Source organism: Streptomyces sp. NPDC047042 (assembly GCF_040644035.1).
GTDB lineage: Bacteria > Actinomycetota > Actinomycetes > Streptomycetales > Streptomycetaceae > Streptomyces.
In genome coordinates, this window is the sequence record NZ_JBEYVP010000011.1 from 168,713 (window position 1) to 185,879 (window position 17,167).

Sequence of the window (17,167 nt, forward strand, 5' to 3'; positions counted from 1 at the left end):
GACCCAAGAGTTTCTAGGGCCGCTTCTACTTATACGTAATTACAACACTCCTGCATATGGTGAAATAAACAACACCCCGGTCTACGGAATTTAAAATCCCCGCCCCATACGACCTATCTGAGATCGCAGGGGCGGGGTTCCGCCGTCACCGCTGGAGAGCAACCAGACCACGGGAGGCGGAGACATGGACTTCACCTGGAGTAAAACTCGACATGCGAAGTGTTCAGGAAGGATTATGAGACCACGGCGCATTTTAGGCAATAGTGAAATCGCCCCGCCCCAATGAACCGCATAGGTCATCAGGGGCGAGGCGTTGTGTCAGATGCCGATAACCCTCGCGTTCCTGACGGTCGCGAACGTCTCCTCGTGGATGATCGCGTAGTTGTACGCATCGAACCAGTCGGTGAATGTTTGCGCTCGTCGCAACCACGAGCCGTTGGGGTCGTGCAGGAACTCAACGGCGTATGTCTCGGTGTCGAGGAGAAGCGTTACCAACTCCTCGGGAACCGACTTTGTGTATCCGCGTCCATCCGGCATTCCGGTGAGGACTGCGTCCCCGGTGATGTACGCCTTGCCGCGGAGGCCCTTGGCGTGCTGCCACAGCAGGACGGTTGCGCGGTGGTTAAACGGAAGCGAATAAAGCATCGCCCCGTCGTTCGCGAGGATCGAAGCCGGCGGTGCGTCGAGGTTGAATGCCTCGAACGAACCCTCCACCATCTCTTGAATGGCCGTATGGTTCTCCGCGTCGAACTCGATCCGCTTAAGCGGCTGCTCCTCTTTGTGTGGGAGCAAGATGCCAGTTATCACGGAACCACTTGCTTTCTCGACCGTGGGACTCTGGTCTGGGGTGACGGTCGTTTCACCCCAGAGGTGAATCTCACGACCAAGTTGAGAGGCCCCGCCCCGATGACCCTTTTGGATCACCAGGACGGGGGATTTCCGCGCCGCCGGGAGCGGTGGCAGACGCGGAGCTAGGGGTTAGCTGCCGTTCCCGTTGCCAACCTTGGTTCCGGGCACACGGCCACGGGTGCCGCGTGCGTCCTTGAGAACCTGGGGCATGTTGTCGGCGGCCTTGTTGAACTCCTCCAGCGGGACGTACATGTCCTGCTTGGTATTGTCGGGCATCGTGACTTCGAGAATCACGAGGGTGTCACTGATGTCCGTGAACGCCTTGAGTTCAGGAACCAGCACATCCAGTGCCTTCGGCTGGTCGATGTCCGGGTGCTGCCGAACAACGACCTGTGCGAACTGCTTGTCGGTGCCTTGCTTGCCGCTGAGGTCTGAAACCTTCTGGCTGACAATCGCCATTTCTGCTCCACTTGGTGTGTTTGGTGCTCGGCCGGGGCTCTTCCTCGGCCGTACTTCTATTACGCCAAAATCATCTGGTGGAGCGCTTGGCGAGTTTGACTGGTGACGTTTGGGGGTGGTTGATTTATAATAAAAGGTAGAGAATTATCCATGTCAGCGACACAATCACGTACACCAGCACGAAAAAAGAAGCAGCCAACCAATACAGGCGAGCCGGTTCAAGGCGTCCAAGGCACAAAAAAATCCAGCCCCGCGACTATGACGTCACAGGGCTGGACAGCGGAGCAGCTTTCTCGCGCCCCGAAGCTAACGAAGAGCCGTTTAGCTAAGGTGCGTCAACTTCTAATCGGCTGACGCCACACAACCGTCACGCGATTCTCGTTGTATGTCGTCTGGCGACCCTTCTCACGCACGCCTTCGGCTGGTGCGATGACGATTGCCTCAAAGAGTTCTTCAAGAATCGCCTGCTTCCGGTCAAGCGGCAGCGTGGGCCACTCCTCGGCGGCCGAGGTGACTTGCTTCGCTTTCCGTACATGCTGCGCTACTTGGGAGCGCAGTTTTTTCTGTTCGTCTTCAAGCTCCTTGATTGACGGAAACACAATCGATCCCGACATCTCACCGGCCCGGTACGCCGCCATGAGTTCGGCGATTTTCGTGGTCACCTCGTCAAGGCGTGCCGTATCAGGAGCGCCGTCGGACTCAGGCGCTTCGATCGGTTGATCGAGATATGCAAGCACCAGATCTGTGATCTGTTGATCCAGCCGGGGGCCTGAGATGCCGAGCCCCGCGCACCCGCCTGCATCTTTGGACTGGCAGTTGTACGTGAAGTACCGGTCGCCTTTGGGTGCACGCACCAGTTTTGAACCACAGCGACCACACCGCAGGACGCGACTCAAGAGTGCCCGGGTAGGCCGACGACGGTCAGGCTTTGACTTGAGAAGTTCACACAGTGCTTCCCAGGTTGGGGCGTCGATCAGGCCGCCGTCGTGTCGCTTGATGTACTGGCCGTCTTCATCGAGAAGCACTTCTCTCTTGTACACAGCCAGGCCAGCGATGCCGGGTGCGATCAAGATACGGCGCACGGTTTCGCCAGTGACCCGGCCACCCCGGGCAGTCGTAATGCCCTTGCTGCGCCACTCCTCCGCGATGGCCGTGGGACGGATGCCCGCGAATACATCCGCGATGGCCTTATGCGTGATGGTGGCCCTGTCCTCGTTGATCGAACCATCTTTGTTGCGGTAGAACGCCGGGTAGTTGCTGAAGACGTTCCCCATCAGCGCCTCGTCCCGGTAGAAGTTGGTCACACGCTTCACAGTCTTCGCACTGGAGTGGTTGGCGATGTTCACCAACATGCGAGCGACCATCTGGCCGTCTTCGTCCGTCAGGTCGATGCTCATCGAGGTGAGCCAGAGAACTGGCTTTACACGACCCTCTTTGAAGTACGCGTGGCAGTACGCCTTGATCACGCGTTCAAGGTCGGAGGGCTGACGGAAGATGCGGTCGAGATCCCAACCGGCAATGCCATCATTCTTACCGGCGGTGAAGTCTTGAAGCCAGGGTTCAAATCCTTCGTCACGGATGACCTCTGGCTTATATGCAGACTTGTCGTTGTCGATGTACTCGCGTGTTGCTGTACCGCCGTGCGTTTCGATGAGTGGCAGTACAGTACGAAGCTGCCGGTCAAGACCGGGAGCGCGCTCCTCATCCGTATCCGAGATACGGGCGTACGGGGCAACGATTATGGGGTTTATGTCCGCTTTCATGCGCTATGCCCTAATTATACTATGTTGGGCATAGTTTCCAATGCTTTGAGCGGCCTGAACGCGCACTGGACGGCGGCGACGATGGCGGAGGAGTTCGGGCGCCTGCGGGAGGCTGCTTCCCTGGCCATATGGCCGGCCGATCACTACGACCAGGCGTGAGTCAGCGTCGATGACGACCTGGTGGGCTGTGGAGTATCGGTCGAGGCAAACGGGGCTGTCCAGGACGGTTCCGATGCCGTGATCTCGCTTGCCCTCAACCGCACTTGAGGTCCTACGTTCTTCGCATGACCTGCACGGTGTGCGGGCTCCACGCCGAAGTACCTGGAGAGGACGTTCCATGACGACCCAGCAGCTCTCCGACGCCGAACTCGCCGGCCAGCCCGCCGCGTACTGGACCGGTGTCGCCTACGAGGCGCTCATCGCGTACATCCGGGCCCGGCAGGCCGAAAAGGGCTACACCCAGCCCCAGTTCTGGTTGCTGCGCAACCTGTCGAAGAACGACATCTCACCCGACGGAGAGGGGATGACCCTGCCCGAGCTGCGCCAGGCCATGACCTCCTATATCCGGCCCGAGGACGATCTGGCAGTGGAGGCCGAAGTACTCCTGGAGCGCGGCTGGCTGACCCGGGACGCCGAGAACCGGCTGTGGCTCACCCCAGAGGGAGAGCAGGCCCGTGTCGACATGGTCAGTATCGCGCCCGCGATCAGAGCCGTCCTCCACGAGGGCATCGACGACGCGGACTACGTCACCACGGTGAAGGTGCTCCAGCGGCTGATCCGCAACGCGGGCGGGACGGCCGCCTGACAGGCCGCGAGTCCAGGGCAAGCGTCCCCGGCGTGAGCAGCCGGGCGGCGGACGCGGATCTCGTTCTCGCCGAGGTTGACGCCCACCTCGGCGAGCGTGCGGAGCCCGCAAGCTTGGCGGCACGCGGCCTCGCCCGCGCCCCCCCCTCACGCATCCCGGCGCCGCACGCTCCACGCCCCCGCGAGCAGCGCGGCCCCCGTCCACAGGGCGGTCACCGTGAGGCCGGTCCAGGGGCCCAGCGAGCTGTCGGACCTCTCGTGCAGGACCACTTGGCCCGCCCGGTCGGGGAGGAAGTCGGTCAGCCCGCCCGCCACGTCCCCGATCACGAACGAGACGATGAGGACGAACGGGATCAGGATGCTGAGCGTGGCCACACCGCTGCGCAGCAGGGCGGTGAGGCCGGCCGCGAGCAGCGCCATCAGCGTGAGGTAGATGCCGCAGCCGACGACACCACGCACCTGTTCGCCCGCCGTGAGTCCGCTCGCCGCCTCCCCCAGGCCCGCTCTCGCGGCGGTGAGCGAGGCGAAGCCGGTGACCAGCCCCACCAGCAGGGCCGGTACGCCGATGGCCGCGATCTTCGCTGCGAACCACCGCCCGCGCTGCGGCACCGCGGCGAGGGAGAGGCGCAGTCCGCCGCCGTGGAACTCGGACGAGACGGCCGTCGCGCCGAAGGCGATGGCGGCGATCTGGCCGGGCCCCACTCCGGAGAGCGCCGTGAACAACGGGTCGAACTCCGGGTCGGAGGTACTGGAGATCCCGGCTAGCGCGGAGAACGCCGTGGAGACGGCGAACACTGCGAGCAGTGCCCCGCAGAGTGAGCGGAGAGTACGGATCTTCAGCCACTCTGAGCGCAGTACGGGTGCGAACGGCATGGTCAGGCCTCCTGAGGCTGCGCTGCAGATTGCGTCGGTGACTGCCGGGCGGCGAATTCGGTCTCGGACGTCGTCAGGTCCAGGTAGGCCTGCTCCAACGTGCCCTCCTCCGCCGCCAGTTCGAGGATCGGCACGGCGGCATCCGACGCCAGCCGTCCGATGTCCTCCACCCGCGCGTGGCTGACCGTCAGATGCCCGTCCTCGTGTTCGGCGGCCTCGTAGCCGTGGCGTGCGAGGGCCTCCTTGAGCAGGGCGGTCTTTGTCGTGCGCACCCGTACTCGCGGCTGTACGCGCGCGTGGATGAACTCGCGCACCGGGGTGTCGGCGAGCAGGCGGCCGCGGCCGAGGACCACGAGGTGGTCGGCGAAGGACGCTGTCTCGTTCATGAGGTGGCTGGAGACCAGGACCGTCCGGCCCTCGCCGGCCAGGCGGCGCAGCAGCTCCCGGATCCAGATGATGCCTTCGGGGTCGAGGCCGTTGGAGGGCTCGTCGAGCAGCAGTACGGGCGGATCGCCGAGGAGGGCGGCGGCGATGCCCAGGCGTTGGCGCATGCCGAGGGAGTACGTCTTCACCCGGCGCCTCGCGGCGGGCGCGAGCCCGGTCTCCTCCAGGACCTCGTCCACCCGGCGCTCCGGGATGCGGTTGCTCGTCGCCAGCACCCGCAGCTGGTCACGTGCGGTACGTGAGCCGTGCGCGGCCTGCGCGTCGAGGAGGGCGCCCGCGTGGCGCAGGGGTTCGTCGAGCGAGGCGTAGGCGCGTCCGCCGATCGTGGCGGTGCCGGACGTCGGCCGGTCCAGGCCGAGCACGAGCCGCATGGTGGTGGACTTTCCGGCGCCGTTGGGGCCGAGGAAGCCGGTGACGCGGCCGGGCAGGACACGGAAGGTGAGGTGGTCGACGGCTCGTGTGGTGCCGTACTCCTTGGTGAGGTTCTGGATGTCGATGCTGGTCATGGGAGCAGCGTGGCGGGGCGGGTGGTGGTACCGCCTCCCCCGCGCGTGGGGAGCGTCTCCCCCGTCCGGGGGAGGTCGTTGTCAGTGGTGGCTGTCACGATGTCGTCATGGCCCGCTTTCTGCGCCCGCTGCTGCGCGGGACGACGTACACGCGCTTACTGCACCTGTGGGTGCCGATGCTTGCCGTGAGCGTGTGGATGTTCATCGACATGTCGACTCCGTGGATGCCCGCCGCTGTTCTGCTGCTGGTCGGGCTGATTCCGGGGGTGCGGCTGGGCGAGGGGGTGCAGGCGCGGCTGCTGTTGACGCCGGGCGAGCCGGCGTCCGAGTCGGCGATCTCCATCGCGCCGTCGGCGAGTTGGCGTGACCGGCTGCGGACGGTGTTGTGGCTGGAGGTGCGGATGGCTCTCGGGGCGGTGACGATGGGGGCCAGTGTCTGGCTGCCGTTGACCTCCGTCGACCTGGTCCTGGCCGCGAGCGGACACGTCTCCGACGGAAATCCCTTCCTGCCCGCCTCGCAGCCGCAGTGGGTGTACGCCCTGCTCGTTCCGCTGCCGCTGCTCGTCTTCTACGGCGTGGTGGTCGGCCTGGGCGAGCTGGTCACCGCCGCCGCACGCGGGCTGCTCGGCCCTTCGCCCTCCGAGCGGCTGGCCGCACTGGAGGAACGCACCGAACAACTTCTGGAGCGCAACCGCATCGCCCATGAGCTGCACGACTCCATCGGGCACGCGCTCACGGTGGCGGTGGTGCAGGCGGGCGCGGCCCGCGCGGCGGGTGATCCCGCGTTCACCGACCGGGCGCTGGAGGCCATCGAGGAGACCGGCCGGGCCGCGCTGGAGGACCTGGAGCGTGTCCTCGGCGTGCTGCGCGAGTCGGACAGGCCCGCGAGCAGCCGGCCGGCCCTCACCGAGGCCGACCGGCTTCTGGAGTCCGCGCGCTTTTCCGGTGCGAACGTCGCCATGGAGGTGACCGGCCCTCTCGACGGGGTGCCGGGTCCGGTGTCCCGCGAGGGCTACCGCATCCTCCAGGAGTCGCTCACCAATGTGCTGCGGCACGCGGGGGCCGTGCCCGTCCGGGTCCGGATCGGGGTCGCGGACGACACCCTCGCCCTGGAGGTCCGCAACCCGCTCACCGCCGCGATACCCGGCCCCGACCGGGGCAGTGGCCTGCGCGGCATACGGGAGCGCGCGGCGCTGCTGGGCGGCCACGCGCGTACGGGGCCCGACGCGGGCGACTGGCAGGTGCACGTCGAGTTGCCGCTGCGGGCTGATCTACGCTGACCGGATGCCCGTAACCGTGCTCCTGGTCGACGACGAGCCCCTCGTACGCGCGGGTCTGCGGGCCGTGCTGGAGGCTCAGCCCGATATCGAGGTCGTCGGGGAGGCGGCGGACGGGGCCGCGGTCATCCCGTTGGTCAGGCGGTTGCGGCCCGATGTGGTCGCCATGGATGTGCGGATGCCGCTGATGGACGGCATCGAGGCCACGCGCGCGGTGCTGCGGACCGTGCCGGAGCCGCCGAGGATCCTGGTAGTGACGACGTTCGAGAACGACGAGTACGTGTACGAGGCGCTGCGGGCCGGTGCCGACGGGTTTCTGCTCAAGCGGGCCCGGCCGGCCGAGATCGTGCACGCGGTGCGGCTGGTCGCCGAGGGCGAGTCGCTGCTGTTCCCGGCCTCGGTACGGCGGCTGGCGGCCGAGTACGGGGACCGGGGGCGGGACAGGGGCGGGAACCGGGCCGCCCGGGATGTTCTGGAGCGGGCTCGGCTGACCGGGCGCGAGGAGGAAGTGCTGCGGCTGATGGCCCGGGGGCTGTCCAACGCGGAGATCGCCGCTCGGCTGGTCGTCGGCGGCGAGACCGTGAAGTCGCATGTCAGCGCGCTGCTGGCGAAACTGGGGGCCCGGGATCGTACGCAGGCGGTCATCGTGGCGTACGAGTCCGGGTTCGTGGCGCCCGGATGATCCCGGCCTGCCGGAGAGATCTGGTGTGCCCGGCTCTCGCCGGGGTGCTCCGCGCCGAGTACGATCCGCCCCACACCTGCACTGAGCGCTCCGCCGGAAGCGCTGTGACGAACCCGCGGGCCGGTGGGGCCTGGTCGCGCAGTTCCCCGCGCCCCTTTGGGGGCGCGGTCGCGCACCCGCCCTCACCAGGTCGGCTTGGCTGGGAGGACGTACGTTGGGGCAGCTGACCGGTGGGGATCCCTCGCTGCTGCGAAGGATCAACTCCGCGGTGGTGCTGCACGCGCTGCGTGCCACGGACTGCGCGACGCTGACCGAGATCACCCGGGTGACGGGGCTGTCCCGGCCGACCGTCGAGGGCGTGGTCGAGGGGCTGATCGAGGGCGGGCTCGTCGTCGAGAAGGCCGCGGACGAGAGTGTCGCGCGGCGGCAGGGGCGGCCCGCGCGGCGGTTCAGGTTCCGGGCGGAGGCCGGGCATCTGCTGGGGCTTGAGATCGGCTCCCATCGGGTCGCCGCGCTGCTGTCCGACCTCGACGGGCGTTTTCTGGGGTCGATCTCGAAGGACGTCGACGAGGCGGCGCCCGCCGACGAACGGCTCGAGCGATTGCGGTCGGCGGTCGCCGAATTGCTGCGGCGGGCCGGGGTGGCCCGTGACTCGCTGCGCGCCGTGGGTGTGGCCACACCCGGGATAGTGGAGGCCGACGGGGTCGTACGGCTGTGCACGGCGCTGCCCGAGTGGACCGGGCTGCGGCTCGGTGAGCGGCTCAGCCGGTCCTTCAAGTGCCCGGTGCTGGTGGAGAACGACGCCAACGCGGCTGCCGTCGCCGAGCACTGGAAGGGCGCGGCGATCGACTCCGACGACGTCGTGTTCGTACTGGCCGGGCTGAGTCCGGGCGCCGGTTCGCTGATCGGCGGGCGGCTGCACCGGGGGTACGGCGGGGCGGCCGGGGAGATCGGCGCGCTGCATCTGCTGGGCCGGGGAGCGACGCCGGAGGCACTGCTGTCGACCACGGGCGAGCCGCTGCACCCGCTCGACGAGGTGGCGGTCGCCGGGGTGTTCCGCCGGGCCCGCGAGGGCGACGAGCAGGCCCGCGCTGCCGTCGACCGCTTCATCCAGCGGCTGGTCCACGACGTGGCCGCGCTCGTCCTGGCCCTCGACCCCGAACTGGTGGTCGTCGGGGGCTGGGCGGCGGGGCTGGACGGCGTACTGGAGCCGTTGCGCGACGAGCTGGCGCGCTACTGTCTGCGCCCGCCCGGCGTGGCCCTCTCGCTCCTCGGCGAGGCGGCCGTGGCGACGGGTGCGCTGCGGCTTGCTCTCGACCATGTCGATGAGCAGTTGTTCGCGGTGGAGGGGACTGTGACTGCGCGGCGTTGAGCGTCCGCGTGGAGTGCGGTGTGGTGACTGCGGTGTAGCGGCTGCGCGTGCGTCGTGGCTGGTCGCGCGGTTCCCCGCGCCCCTTGGGGCGCGGGTTGGCGCACAGGCCTGTATGACTGCTAGGACGCCCGGCGTTCCGGGCCGTGGTGTATTTCCACTCCCCCGGCGTCGCCGAAAGTCAACCGGCACGTGTCAGCGCGATAGGTCGCCACCGAGAGCGCGGCTGTGCGTCCCTGGGCGAAGAAGCGGGTCGTGACCACGAGGACGGGCGCCCCGGGAAGACGGTCCAGCTCCTTGGCGTCGTCCGCGCGCGCCGAGCCGAGTTCCACGGCGCGGTCCTGGCCCTCCAGCTCCAGGCGCTGGAGTTCCCGCAGCACCGCACGCGCGCGCGAGGCGCCGGACGGGGCGTCTATCGCCGACAGGTCGGGCACCGACGCGGACGGCACGTAGAGCAGTTCCGCGGCGACCGGCTGGCCGTGCGAGACGCGGGAGCGGCGCACGGTGTGGACGGCCTCGTCCGGGCCCGTCTCCAGGGCGGCGGCCACCCCCGCGGCGGGTACGGCCAGCCCGCTGTCGACGGGCTGCCAGGCGTCGCCCGCCGCGCCCGGCCACGCGTGCTGGGCCGTGCCGACGGCGACGCCCATGCGCGGCGGGGCGACAGTCGTACCGACACCGCGACGGCGCTGGAGCCGGCCTTCGAGTTCGAGCTGTTCCAGTGCCTGGCGGAGCGTGGCACGGGCGACGCCGAAGCGGGCCGCGAGGTCGCGCTCGTTGGGCAGGATCTCGCCCACCGTGAACTCGGAGTCCAGTGCCTCACTGAGCACGGTCTTCAGATGCCAGTACTTCGGCTCCGGCACCGTTTCCAACTGCGTGGTCCCCACCCTGTCCTCCGCAATCGCCGTGGTCCACCGGCGTTTTGATGCCCTTGTTTATTAAAGGTTGTTGCACTTTCCTGCGACCATAGGGCGGCCCTGAGCCTTGGTCAAGACCAATCAGCCTTCCTGGGGAGTGGCCAGAGAGCGCACCTTGTCCGGGTTGCGGATGATGTACACGTACTGGATACGGCCGTCCGCCACATCGATCTGGAACACGGCGTCGGGCTTGCCGCCGTCCAGGACCAGCACGGCGAGGCCGCCGTTGACCTCCAGGAAGCGGAACGAGGCGTCCGTGAGGCCCTTGCCGCCGACGCCGATGACGAAGCGGCCCACATGGTCGGCCGACTCCAGGATGCGGCGCGGCGACTTGGCCAGCCCGCCGCTGTCGGCGACAAGGCAGACGTCCGGGGCGAGGAGTTCCATGAGGCCCGCGAGATCGCCCTGTTCGGCGGCGACGAGGAAGCGCTGGGTGAGGTCGCGGCGCTGGGAGGGATCGACCTCGTAGCGCGGGCGTCGTTCGTCGACGTGCCGACGGGCGCGTCCGGCGAGCTGACGCACCGCCGGTTCGGACCGGTCGAGCATGCCGGCGATCTCCGCGAACGGGTACCCGAAGGCCTCCCTCAGGACGAACACCGCGCGCTCCAGCGGCGAGAGGGACTCCATGACGACCATGACGGCGAGGGACACGGTGTCGGCGAGCACGGCCCGCTCGGCCGCGTCCGCGACGGTGCCCGTGCCGTCGGCGAGGTCGGTGACGTAGGGCTCGGGGAGCCACGGGCCGACGTAGGTCTCACCGCGCGCCTTCACCTGGCGCAGCCGGTCGATGGCGAGCCGGGTGGTGACGCGTACGAGGTAGCCACGCGGTTCGCGTACGTCGGTCCGGTCGGCGCCCGACCAGCGCAGCCACGCGTCCTGGACGACGTCCTCGGCGTCGGCCACCCGGCCGAGCATGCGGTAGGCGACGCCCATCAGGACGGGCCGGTGCTCTTCGAAGACGTCGGTCACGGTGTCGGCAGTCATTGCTCCATCCCAACCCGGTTGCGAGTGGCGTGTCCAGCGAGTTGAGAGCCAAGGCCCACCAGGGGCTACCGGCCAGTAGTAATTACTGACAAGCTGTCTACGCAGATACGCACCTACGCAGACGCGTACGTCGAGGAGAGCCCATGTCCGCCACCGTCGCCTTCGAGGTCCACTCTCCGTACGCCCCGGAGGCCGAGACCAGGACCGTGACCCTGTCGTACGCGCGCGTGGGCGCCGGCGAGCCGCTTCTGCTGCTGCACGGCATCGGCCACCACCGGCAGGCCTGGGACCCGGTGATCGACATCCTGGCCACCGAGCGGGAGGTGATCGCCGTCGACCTCCCCGGCTTCGGCGCCTCCCCCGCGCTGCCGGACGACTTCGTGCACGACCTGCCGACGATGACCGCCGTCTTCGGCGGCCTGTGCGACGCGCTGGGGCTGGACCGGCCGCATGTGGCGGGCAATTCGCTGGGCGGTCTGCTGGCCCTGGAGCTCGGTCGCGAGAAGCGCGTACGGTCCGTCACCGCGCTTTCCCCGGCGGGTTTCTGGTCGCAGGCGGAGCGGCGGTACGCGTTCGGTGTGCTGCTCGCGATGCGGCGGGCCGCGCGGAGCATGCCGCTGCCCCTGGTCGAGCGGCTGTCGCGCTCGGCGGCGGGGCGGAGCGTCCTGACGAGCACCATCTACGCCCGGCCCGGCCGCCGTTCACCCGAGGCCGTCGTCGCCGAGACGCTCGCCCTGGCGAACGCCCAGCGGTTCGGCGAAACCCTCAGGAGCGGCCGGGACATCCGCTTCACGGACGACATCCCGGGCCTCCCGGTCACCGTGGCGTGGGGCACCCGGGACCTGCTGCTCGTGCGCCGCCAGGGCATCCGCGCCAAGCAGACCATCCCCAAGGCCCGCCTGATCCGCCTCCCCGGCTGCGGCCACGTACCGATGAACGACGACCCGGCCCTGGTCGCCCGGGTCCTCCTCGACGGCAGCCGCTGACCGGCGAGGCGCACGAGGGCCAACGCGCTTGGTCCCAAGGCGACTCGACGCCGACGAGGGCGTTTCCGCAGCCTGAACGAGGCCGTAGGAGCCCGTACCGACGAGCGGGGCGGTGCGGGCAGCGCCGAAGGGGTTGAGCCCGGAGAAGAGCGTGGCGCGCCGCGCGCCGATCCGCCGCAGCCGACGTACCGGCCTACGAAGCCGACCACGGTGGCGACCGCCGCCTGCCGGAGCAGCGCGGCGGTCTCGGTTGCTTCGGGCACGCGCAGCCGGCCGACCCCGTCCAGGGCCACCCCGGCGAGCGCGGACTCCCTGACGTCCTCGCCTCCTCGACCCCGGCCCGCGCGCCGGTCGTCGCGGCCACTTTCCCTGGCTGCGGGAGCAGTTGTTCACTCGCGGTTTGTGTGGGCGCTGTGGTGTCCCAGTAGTTGTGGCTGTGCACATTCGCCGGATCCCGTCCCCGGAGGCACGCCCATGTCAGCTTCTTCCCTGCCCGGTCGTCGTAGCGTGCTGCGCGGCTCGCTGGCCGCTTCGGCCGCACTGACCCTGCCCGCCGCCGCCATCGGCGCGGCGGCACCCGCGTTCGCGCTGTCCGGGCGGCCGAAGGCCGGCTGGGGTGTCCAGACCGGTGATGTGACCGCCGACTCGGGGCTGGTGTGGGTACGGTCCGACCGGCCCGCCCGGATGGTCGTCGAGACGTCCGCCACCGGGTCGTTCCGCAACCCCCGCCGCCGGCTCGGGCCGCTGCTCGGCGCGGACACCGACTTCACCGGTACGACGCGGCTGCGCGGGCTGCCGCCGGGCGAGCAGATCCACTACCGGGTGCTGCTCGCCGACCCGGACGACCCGCGTCGCACCGGCGAGCCGGTGACCGGCACCTTCCGTACGGCGCCGGTGCGGCGGCGCGACGGGGTGCGGTTCCTGTGGTCGGGGGACCTGGCGGGGCAGGGCTGGGGCATCAACCCGGACCTCGGCGGCTACCGGATCTACGACGCGATGGGCAAGCTCGACCCCGACTTCTTCCTGTGCAGCGGCGACAACATCTACGCCGACGGCCCGATCTCCGCCACCGCGGCGCTGCCCGACGGCAGCACCTGGCGGAACATCACCACCGAGGAGAAGTCGAAGGTCGCCGAGACGCTCGCCGAGTTCCGCGGCAACTTCCGCTACAACCTGCTCGACGAGAACCTCCGTCGGTTCAACGCCCAGGTCCCGTCGATCATCCAGTGGGACGACCACGAGGTGCGCAACAACTGGTACCCGGGGCAGCGGATCCTCGACTCGGACACCCGGTACACGGAGAAGAACGTCGATGTCCTCGCCGGCCGGGCCCGGCGGGCCTTCAGCGAGTACTTCCCGGTCTCCACGCTCCGCCCGGGCTCCCGGGACGGCCGCGTGTACCGCGTGCTGCACCAGGGCCCGCTGCTCGACGTGTTCGTCCTCGACATGCGGACGTACCGCGACGCCAACTCCCCCGACGACCAGACCGTCGACCCGCAGGGCATCCTCGGCGCCGAGCAGCTGGAGTGGCTCAAGCGCGAACTGTCCTGCTCGCGTGCCGTGTGGAAGGTGATCGCCGCCGACATGCCGCTGGGCCTGGTCGTACCGGACGCCACCGAGGGCAGGGCCAACATCGAGGCCGTCGCGCAGGGCGACCCGGGTGCGCCCCTCGGGCGTGAGCTGCAGATCGCCGAGCTGCTGCGGTACATCAAGCACCGGCGGATCACCGGCACGGTCTGGCTGACCGCCGACGTCCACCCCACCTCGGCGCAGCACTACCAGCCCTCGCGGGCCGCCTTCAGCGACTTCGAGCCGTTCTGGGAGTTCGTGTCGGGCCCGCTGAACGCCGGGGCGTTCCCCGCGAGCGCGCTCGACGGTACGTTCGGTCCGGAGCGCGTCTTCGTGAAGGCGCCGACCGCGGCGAACGTCTCGCCCGCCGGCGGCTACCAGTTCTTCGGCGAGGTCGACATCGACGGGGGCAGCGGTGAGCTGACGGTACGGCTGCGCGAGCAGGACGGGACCGTGCTGTTCACGAAGGTGCTGCAGCCGGGGCGAGTGGGGCAGTAGTGCCAAGTCGGCCAGTAGTGGTACAGGAGTAAACAAAAGGGGCGGAAAGCAACTTAACCCTTCGGTCACAGTCCGTTCGTGATCACGCAACACCGTTGGCGCATGGTGATGGCATGACGCGAAAGATAGCTGAGGAATCCGCTGTGACCGACGGGCGCCCCGTGCGCCACTGGCGCCAGGACGTCGTCGAGCTTGCCGCGCTGCTGCGCACATGGTGGGCAAGCCGCCACGGTCACGCACCGCCGGACGCCACCGGCGCGGCGGCCGACACCGGGATGGACCCCGACGCGAGTGTGCTGTGGCGGATGCGAACGACGGTCAAGGACCAGCCGGGATCGCTCGCCTCGCTGTGCATCGCCCTCGCCGATCGGCGTATCGACATTCTCAGCCTCCAGACGCATCCGCTGGCCCGGGGCACGGTCGACGAGTTCCTGCTGCGCGCCTCTCGTGACCTCACCGCCTCCGAGATCTCCCAGGCGATCTCCCTGGCGGGCGGTGAGGGGACGTGGATCGAGCGGGCGGACACCCACGATCTCGTCGACGCGCCGACTCGGGTCCTGGGCCTGGCCACCCGTACGGCCCTGGATTCGGCCGAACTGCCGCTCGCGCTGCGCCAGTTGCTCGGCCGGTGCGCGATCCGGTCGCTGCCCGGCGGTGACCCGGCGGCACTGGAGGGCGTACCGGCAGGGGGCGCGCTCGAAGAGACGGACACGGTGATGCGGCTGCGCGCGCCGGAAGGCGGAGTGATCATCGTGGAGCGGCCGTATCTGCCGTTCACCCCGACCGAGTTCGCCCGGGCGCGGGCGCTGGTGGAGCTGGACGCGCGGCTCGGTCCCCGGGTCCCGCACGGCCAGGACGTGCTGACGCTGCCGCGGGGCAACGCCATCACCGTACGGCGTGCCGACGCACGCGACCTGGACGCGGCCAAGGCGCTCCACGAGCGCTGCTCACCCCGCACCCTCTCGCTCCGCTACCACGGTCCGATGGGCGACGCCGACCGCTATCTGGGGCATCTGCTCAGCCCGCGTTACGGCCGTACGCTCGCCGTGCAGACGGCCTCGGGGCGGATCGTCGGGCTCGGTCACCTCCTCTGGGACGGTGAGGAGACCGAGATCGCGCTGCTCGTCGAGGACGAGTGGCAGCGGCGCGGCATCGGCGGGGAGCTCCTGCGCCGTCTGGTGGCGATGGCACGCGAGGCGAACTGCGAGCACGTGTACGCCGTCACGCAGTCCTCCAACACCGGCATGGTCGCCGTGATGCGTGGCCTCGGCCTGCCCCTCGACTACCAGATCGAGGAGGGCACTCTCGTCATCACGGCCCGTCTGGAGACGGCCTCCGTCGGTACCCCGAGGTCGTACGACCGCAGCACACGCGGTGGCGCCGAATCGACGTGACGCCGACTGCCGTCGCGTACGAGGATGGGGCCATGTCAGACACCAAGAACCCGTTGCCCCGTGAGGTCGCCGACGCCTATGTCGACGACCTCATCGCCCTCGACCCGGTCACCGGTACGTACCTCGGCGTGAAGGAGAGTTCCAGCAGGCTTCCGGACACCTCGCCCGCGGGCCAGGAGGCGCTGGCGGAGCTGGCCCGGACGACGCTGGCCCGGTTGGACGAGGCGGAGCGGCGGCCCGGCGCGGACAGTGACATCGAGCGGCGCTGCGGGCGGCTGCTGCGTGAGCGGCTCACCGCCGAACTCGCCGTGCACGAGGCGGGCGAGGGTCTGCGCGCGGTTGGCAACATGCACACGGCCGCGCACTCGGTGCGCGAGGTGTTCACGGTGACGCCGACGGAGACGGAAGAGGACTGGAAGGCCGTCGCGGAGCGGCTGCGCGCCGTGCCGGCCGCGCTGCTGGGCTACCGGGAGAGCCTGACGCTGGGCCTGGAACGCGAGCTGTACGCGGGTCCGCGTCCCACCGCCACGTTCATCGGGCAGCTCGGCGAGTGGTCCGACCTGGACGGCAAGGGCATCGGCTGGTTCGCGGACTTCGCGTCGGCCGGCCCCGAGGCGCTGCGCACCGAGCTGGACGAGGCGGCCCGGACCGCGGACGAGGCCGTCGTCGAACTCCAGGGCTGGATGCGGGACGTGTACGCGCCGGCCGTCGAGGGCAAGCCGAACACGGTGGGCCGGGAGCGGTACGCGCGCTGGTCGCGCTACTGGAACGGCACGGATCTGGACCTGGACGAGGCGTACGCGTACGGCTGGTCCGAGTACCACCGGCTCCTCGGTGAGATGAAGCAGGAGGCGGAGAACATCCTGCCCGGCGCCGCGACGCCATGGGTGGCGCTCGCCCATCTCGACGAGCACGGCAAGCACATCGAGGGCGTCGACGAGGTCCGCGAGTGGCTCCAGGGCCTGATGGACCAGGCGATCGAGCAACTGGACGGCACGCACTTCGAACTCGCCGAGCGGGTGAAGAAGGTGGAGTCCCGCATCGCGCCCCCCGGCAGCGCGGCGGCGCCGTACTACATGGCCCCCTCGGAGGACTTCTCCCGCCCCGGCACCACCTGGCTGCCGACGATGGGCCAGACCCGCTTCCCCGTGTACGACCTGGTCTCGACCTGGTACCACGAGGGCGTCCCCGGCCACCACCTCCAGCTCGCGCAGTGGGTGCACGTCGCCGAGAACCTCTCCCGCTACCAGGCCACCGTGGGCGGCGTGAGCGCCAACTGCGAGGGCTGGGCGCTGTACGCGGAGCGGCTGATGGACGAGCTGGGGTATCTCACGGACGCCGAGCAGCGTCTCGGCTACCTCGACGCGCAGATGATGCGGGCGGCCCGGGTCATCGTCGACATCGGTATGCACGTGGAGCTGGAGATCCCGGCGGACTCCCCGTTCCACCCGGGCGAGCGCTGGACCCCGGAGCTGGCCCAGGAGTTCTTCGGCGCCCACAGCAGCCGCCCCGCGGACTTCGTGGAGAGCGAGCTGACCCGCTATCTGACCATCCCCGGCCAGGCGATCGGCTACAAGCTGGGCGAACGAGCCTGGCTGCTCGGCCGCGAGAACGCTCAGCGCCGGCACGGCGACGCGTTCGACGCCAAGGCCTGGCACATGGCCGCGCTGTCGCAGGGCTCGCTGGGACTGGACGACCTGGTGGACGAGCTGTCCCGGCTGTGAACTGAGCCGCTGGCCCGCAACTGAAGTACGGGGTAGGGGAGTTGGGGACAGGGCACGCTCCGCACCCGCTCC

Annotated in this window: 15 protein-coding genes and 1 pseudogene; 8 read left to right on the forward strand and 8 right to left on the reverse strand. The window is 69.3% G+C overall.

Annotated features, from left to right (window positions below):
- Positions 1-318 precede the first annotated feature (318 nt).
- The 3 genes from ABZ855_RS15175 to ABZ855_RS15185 all read right to left on the reverse strand — a co-directional run bounded on the left by ABZ855_RS15175 (position 319) and on the right by ABZ855_RS15185 (position 3,071).
- Complete coding sequence (locus ABZ855_RS15175) at positions 319-807, reverse strand: DUF3846 domain-containing protein (RefSeq protein WP_360806691.1); 489 nt, start codon at positions 805-807, stop codon at positions 319-321.
- 171 nt (positions 808-978) lie between these two features.
- The gene (locus tag ABZ855_RS15180; RefSeq protein WP_360806694.1) at positions 979-1,308 is read right to left on the reverse strand and encodes a hypothetical protein; all 330 of its coding nucleotides are present in this window, start codon (positions 1,306-1,308) and stop codon (positions 979-981) included.
- A gap of 335 nt (positions 1,309-1,643) precedes the next feature.
- A complete protein-coding gene (locus ABZ855_RS15185; RefSeq protein WP_360806697.1) occupies positions 1,644-3,071 on the reverse strand; it encodes a recombinase family protein in 1,428 nt (475 codons plus the stop codon).
- A 337-nt stretch (positions 3,072-3,408) separates the two neighbouring features.
- On the opposite strand from ABZ855_RS15185, the gene ABZ855_RS15190 reads away from it, so the two are divergent.
- Positions 3,409-3,876: a MarR family winged helix-turn-helix transcriptional regulator gene (locus tag ABZ855_RS15190; RefSeq protein ID WP_360806700.1), complete on the forward strand. Its 468-nt coding sequence runs from the start codon at positions 3,409-3,411 to the stop codon at positions 3,874-3,876.
- Positions 3,877-4,022: 146 nt separating this feature from the next.
- Here ABZ855_RS15190 and ABZ855_RS15195 read toward each other — a convergent pair whose 3' ends face one another.
- Complete coding sequence (locus ABZ855_RS15195; protein ID WP_360806703.1) at positions 4,023-4,748, reverse strand: ABC transporter permease; 726 nt, start codon at positions 4,746-4,748, stop codon at positions 4,023-4,025.
- 2 nt (positions 4,749-4,750) lie between these two features.
- Positions 4,751-5,698, reverse strand: coding sequence for an ABC transporter ATP-binding protein (locus tag ABZ855_RS15200; RefSeq protein ID WP_360806706.1), 948 nt, complete (start codon positions 5,696-5,698; stop codon positions 4,751-4,753).
- A gap of 107 nt (positions 5,699-5,805) precedes the next feature.
- On the opposite strand from ABZ855_RS15200, the gene ABZ855_RS15205 reads away from it, so the two are divergent.
- The 3 genes from ABZ855_RS15205 to ABZ855_RS15215 all read left to right on the forward strand — a co-directional run bounded on the left by ABZ855_RS15205 (position 5,806) and on the right by ABZ855_RS15215 (position 9,029).
- Complete coding sequence (locus ABZ855_RS15205; RefSeq protein ID WP_360806709.1) at positions 5,806-6,978, forward strand: histidine kinase; 1,173 nt, start codon at positions 5,806-5,808, stop codon at positions 6,976-6,978.
- A gap of 4 nt (positions 6,979-6,982) precedes the next feature.
- On the forward strand, positions 6,983-7,657 hold the full coding sequence (locus ABZ855_RS15210) for a response regulator transcription factor (RefSeq protein WP_360806712.1): 675 nt from the start codon (positions 6,983-6,985) through the stop codon (positions 7,655-7,657).
- Positions 7,658-7,871: 214 nt separating this feature from the next.
- Positions 7,872-9,029, forward strand: a complete 1,158-nt coding sequence (locus ABZ855_RS15215; RefSeq protein WP_360806715.1) for an ROK family transcriptional regulator — start codon at positions 7,872-7,874, stop codon at positions 9,027-9,029.
- 119 nt (positions 9,030-9,148) lie between these two features.
- Here the strand turns inward: ABZ855_RS15215 and ABZ855_RS15220 are convergent, their stop codons facing one another.
- Positions 9,149-9,910, reverse strand: coding sequence for a GntR family transcriptional regulator (locus tag ABZ855_RS15220; protein WP_360806718.1), 762 nt, complete (start codon positions 9,908-9,910; stop codon positions 9,149-9,151).
- Positions 9,911-10,021: 111 nt separating this feature from the next.
- Complete coding sequence (locus tag ABZ855_RS15225) at positions 10,022-10,924, reverse strand: RNA polymerase sigma-70 factor (RefSeq protein WP_360806721.1); 903 nt, start codon at positions 10,922-10,924, stop codon at positions 10,022-10,024.
- Between the two features lie 143 nt (positions 10,925-11,067).
- On the opposite strand from ABZ855_RS15225, the gene ABZ855_RS15230 reads away from it, so the two are divergent.
- The gene (locus tag ABZ855_RS15230; protein WP_360806724.1) at positions 11,068-11,910 is read left to right on the forward strand and encodes an alpha/beta fold hydrolase; all 843 of its coding nucleotides are present in this window, start codon (positions 11,068-11,070) and stop codon (positions 11,908-11,910) included.
- A 69-nt stretch (positions 11,911-11,979) separates the two neighbouring features.
- On the opposite strand, the pseudogene ABZ855_RS15235 reads toward ABZ855_RS15230, so the two are convergent.
- Positions 11,980-12,221, reverse strand: a pseudogene (locus tag ABZ855_RS15235) (EamA family transporter); the annotation flags it as partial.
- A 163-nt stretch (positions 12,222-12,384) separates the two neighbouring features.
- Between ABZ855_RS15235 and ABZ855_RS15240 the strand changes: the two are divergent.
- The 3 genes from ABZ855_RS15240 to ABZ855_RS15250 all read left to right on the forward strand — a co-directional run bounded on the left by ABZ855_RS15240 (position 12,385) and on the right by ABZ855_RS15250 (position 17,095).
- Complete coding sequence (locus ABZ855_RS15240) at positions 12,385-13,977, forward strand: alkaline phosphatase D family protein (protein WP_360806727.1); 1,593 nt, start codon at positions 12,385-12,387, stop codon at positions 13,975-13,977.
- A gap of 113 nt (positions 13,978-14,090) precedes the next feature.
- A complete protein-coding gene (locus tag ABZ855_RS15245) occupies positions 14,091-15,371 on the forward strand; it encodes a GNAT family N-acetyltransferase (protein ID WP_360806730.1) in 1,281 nt (426 codons plus the stop codon).
- A 32-nt stretch (positions 15,372-15,403) separates the two neighbouring features.
- The gene (locus ABZ855_RS15250) at positions 15,404-17,095 is read left to right on the forward strand and encodes a DUF885 domain-containing protein (protein WP_360806733.1); all 1,692 of its coding nucleotides are present in this window, start codon (positions 15,404-15,406) and stop codon (positions 17,093-17,095) included.
- The last annotated feature ends 72 nt before the right edge of the window (positions 17,096-17,167 follow it).

What these genes read in the sequence shown, in the direction of transcription:
- ABZ855_RS15180 (WP_360806694.1), bottom strand. Translation starts at nt 1,308, where the DNA reads ATGGCGATTGTCAGCCAGAAGGTTTCAGACCTCAGCGGCAAGCAAGGC.
- ABZ855_RS15185 (WP_360806697.1), bottom strand. Translation starts at nt 3,071, where the DNA reads ATGAAAGCGGACATAAACCCCATAATCGTTGCCCCGTACGCCCGTATC.
- ABZ855_RS15190 (WP_360806700.1), top strand. Translation starts at nt 3,409, where the DNA reads ATGACGACCCAGCAGCTCTCCGACGCCGAACTCGCCGGCCAGCCCGCC.
- ABZ855_RS15195 (WP_360806703.1), bottom strand. Translation starts at nt 4,748, where the DNA reads ATGCCGTTCGCACCCGTACTGCGCTCAGAGTGGCTGAAGATCCGTACT.
- ABZ855_RS15200 (WP_360806706.1), bottom strand. Translation starts at nt 5,698, where the DNA reads ATGACCAGCATCGACATCCAGAACCTCACCAAGGAGTACGGCACCACA.
- ABZ855_RS15205 (WP_360806709.1), top strand. Translation starts at nt 5,806, where the DNA reads ATGGCCCGCTTTCTGCGCCCGCTGCTGCGCGGGACGACGTACACGCGC.
- ABZ855_RS15210 (WP_360806712.1), top strand. Translation starts at nt 6,983, where the DNA reads ATGCCCGTAACCGTGCTCCTGGTCGACGACGAGCCCCTCGTACGCGCG.
- ABZ855_RS15225 (WP_360806721.1), bottom strand. Translation starts at nt 10,924, where the DNA reads ATGACTGCCGACACCGTGACCGACGTCTTCGAAGAGCACCGGCCCGTC.
- ABZ855_RS15230 (WP_360806724.1), top strand. Translation starts at nt 11,068, where the DNA reads ATGTCCGCCACCGTCGCCTTCGAGGTCCACTCTCCGTACGCCCCGGAG.
- ABZ855_RS15240 (WP_360806727.1), top strand. Translation starts at nt 12,385, where the DNA reads ATGTCAGCTTCTTCCCTGCCCGGTCGTCGTAGCGTGCTGCGCGGCTCG.
- ABZ855_RS15245 (WP_360806730.1), top strand. Translation starts at nt 14,091, where the DNA reads ATGACGCGAAAGATAGCTGAGGAATCCGCTGTGACCGACGGGCGCCCC.
- ABZ855_RS15250 (WP_360806733.1), top strand. Translation starts at nt 15,404, where the DNA reads ATGTCAGACACCAAGAACCCGTTGCCCCGTGAGGTCGCCGACGCCTAT.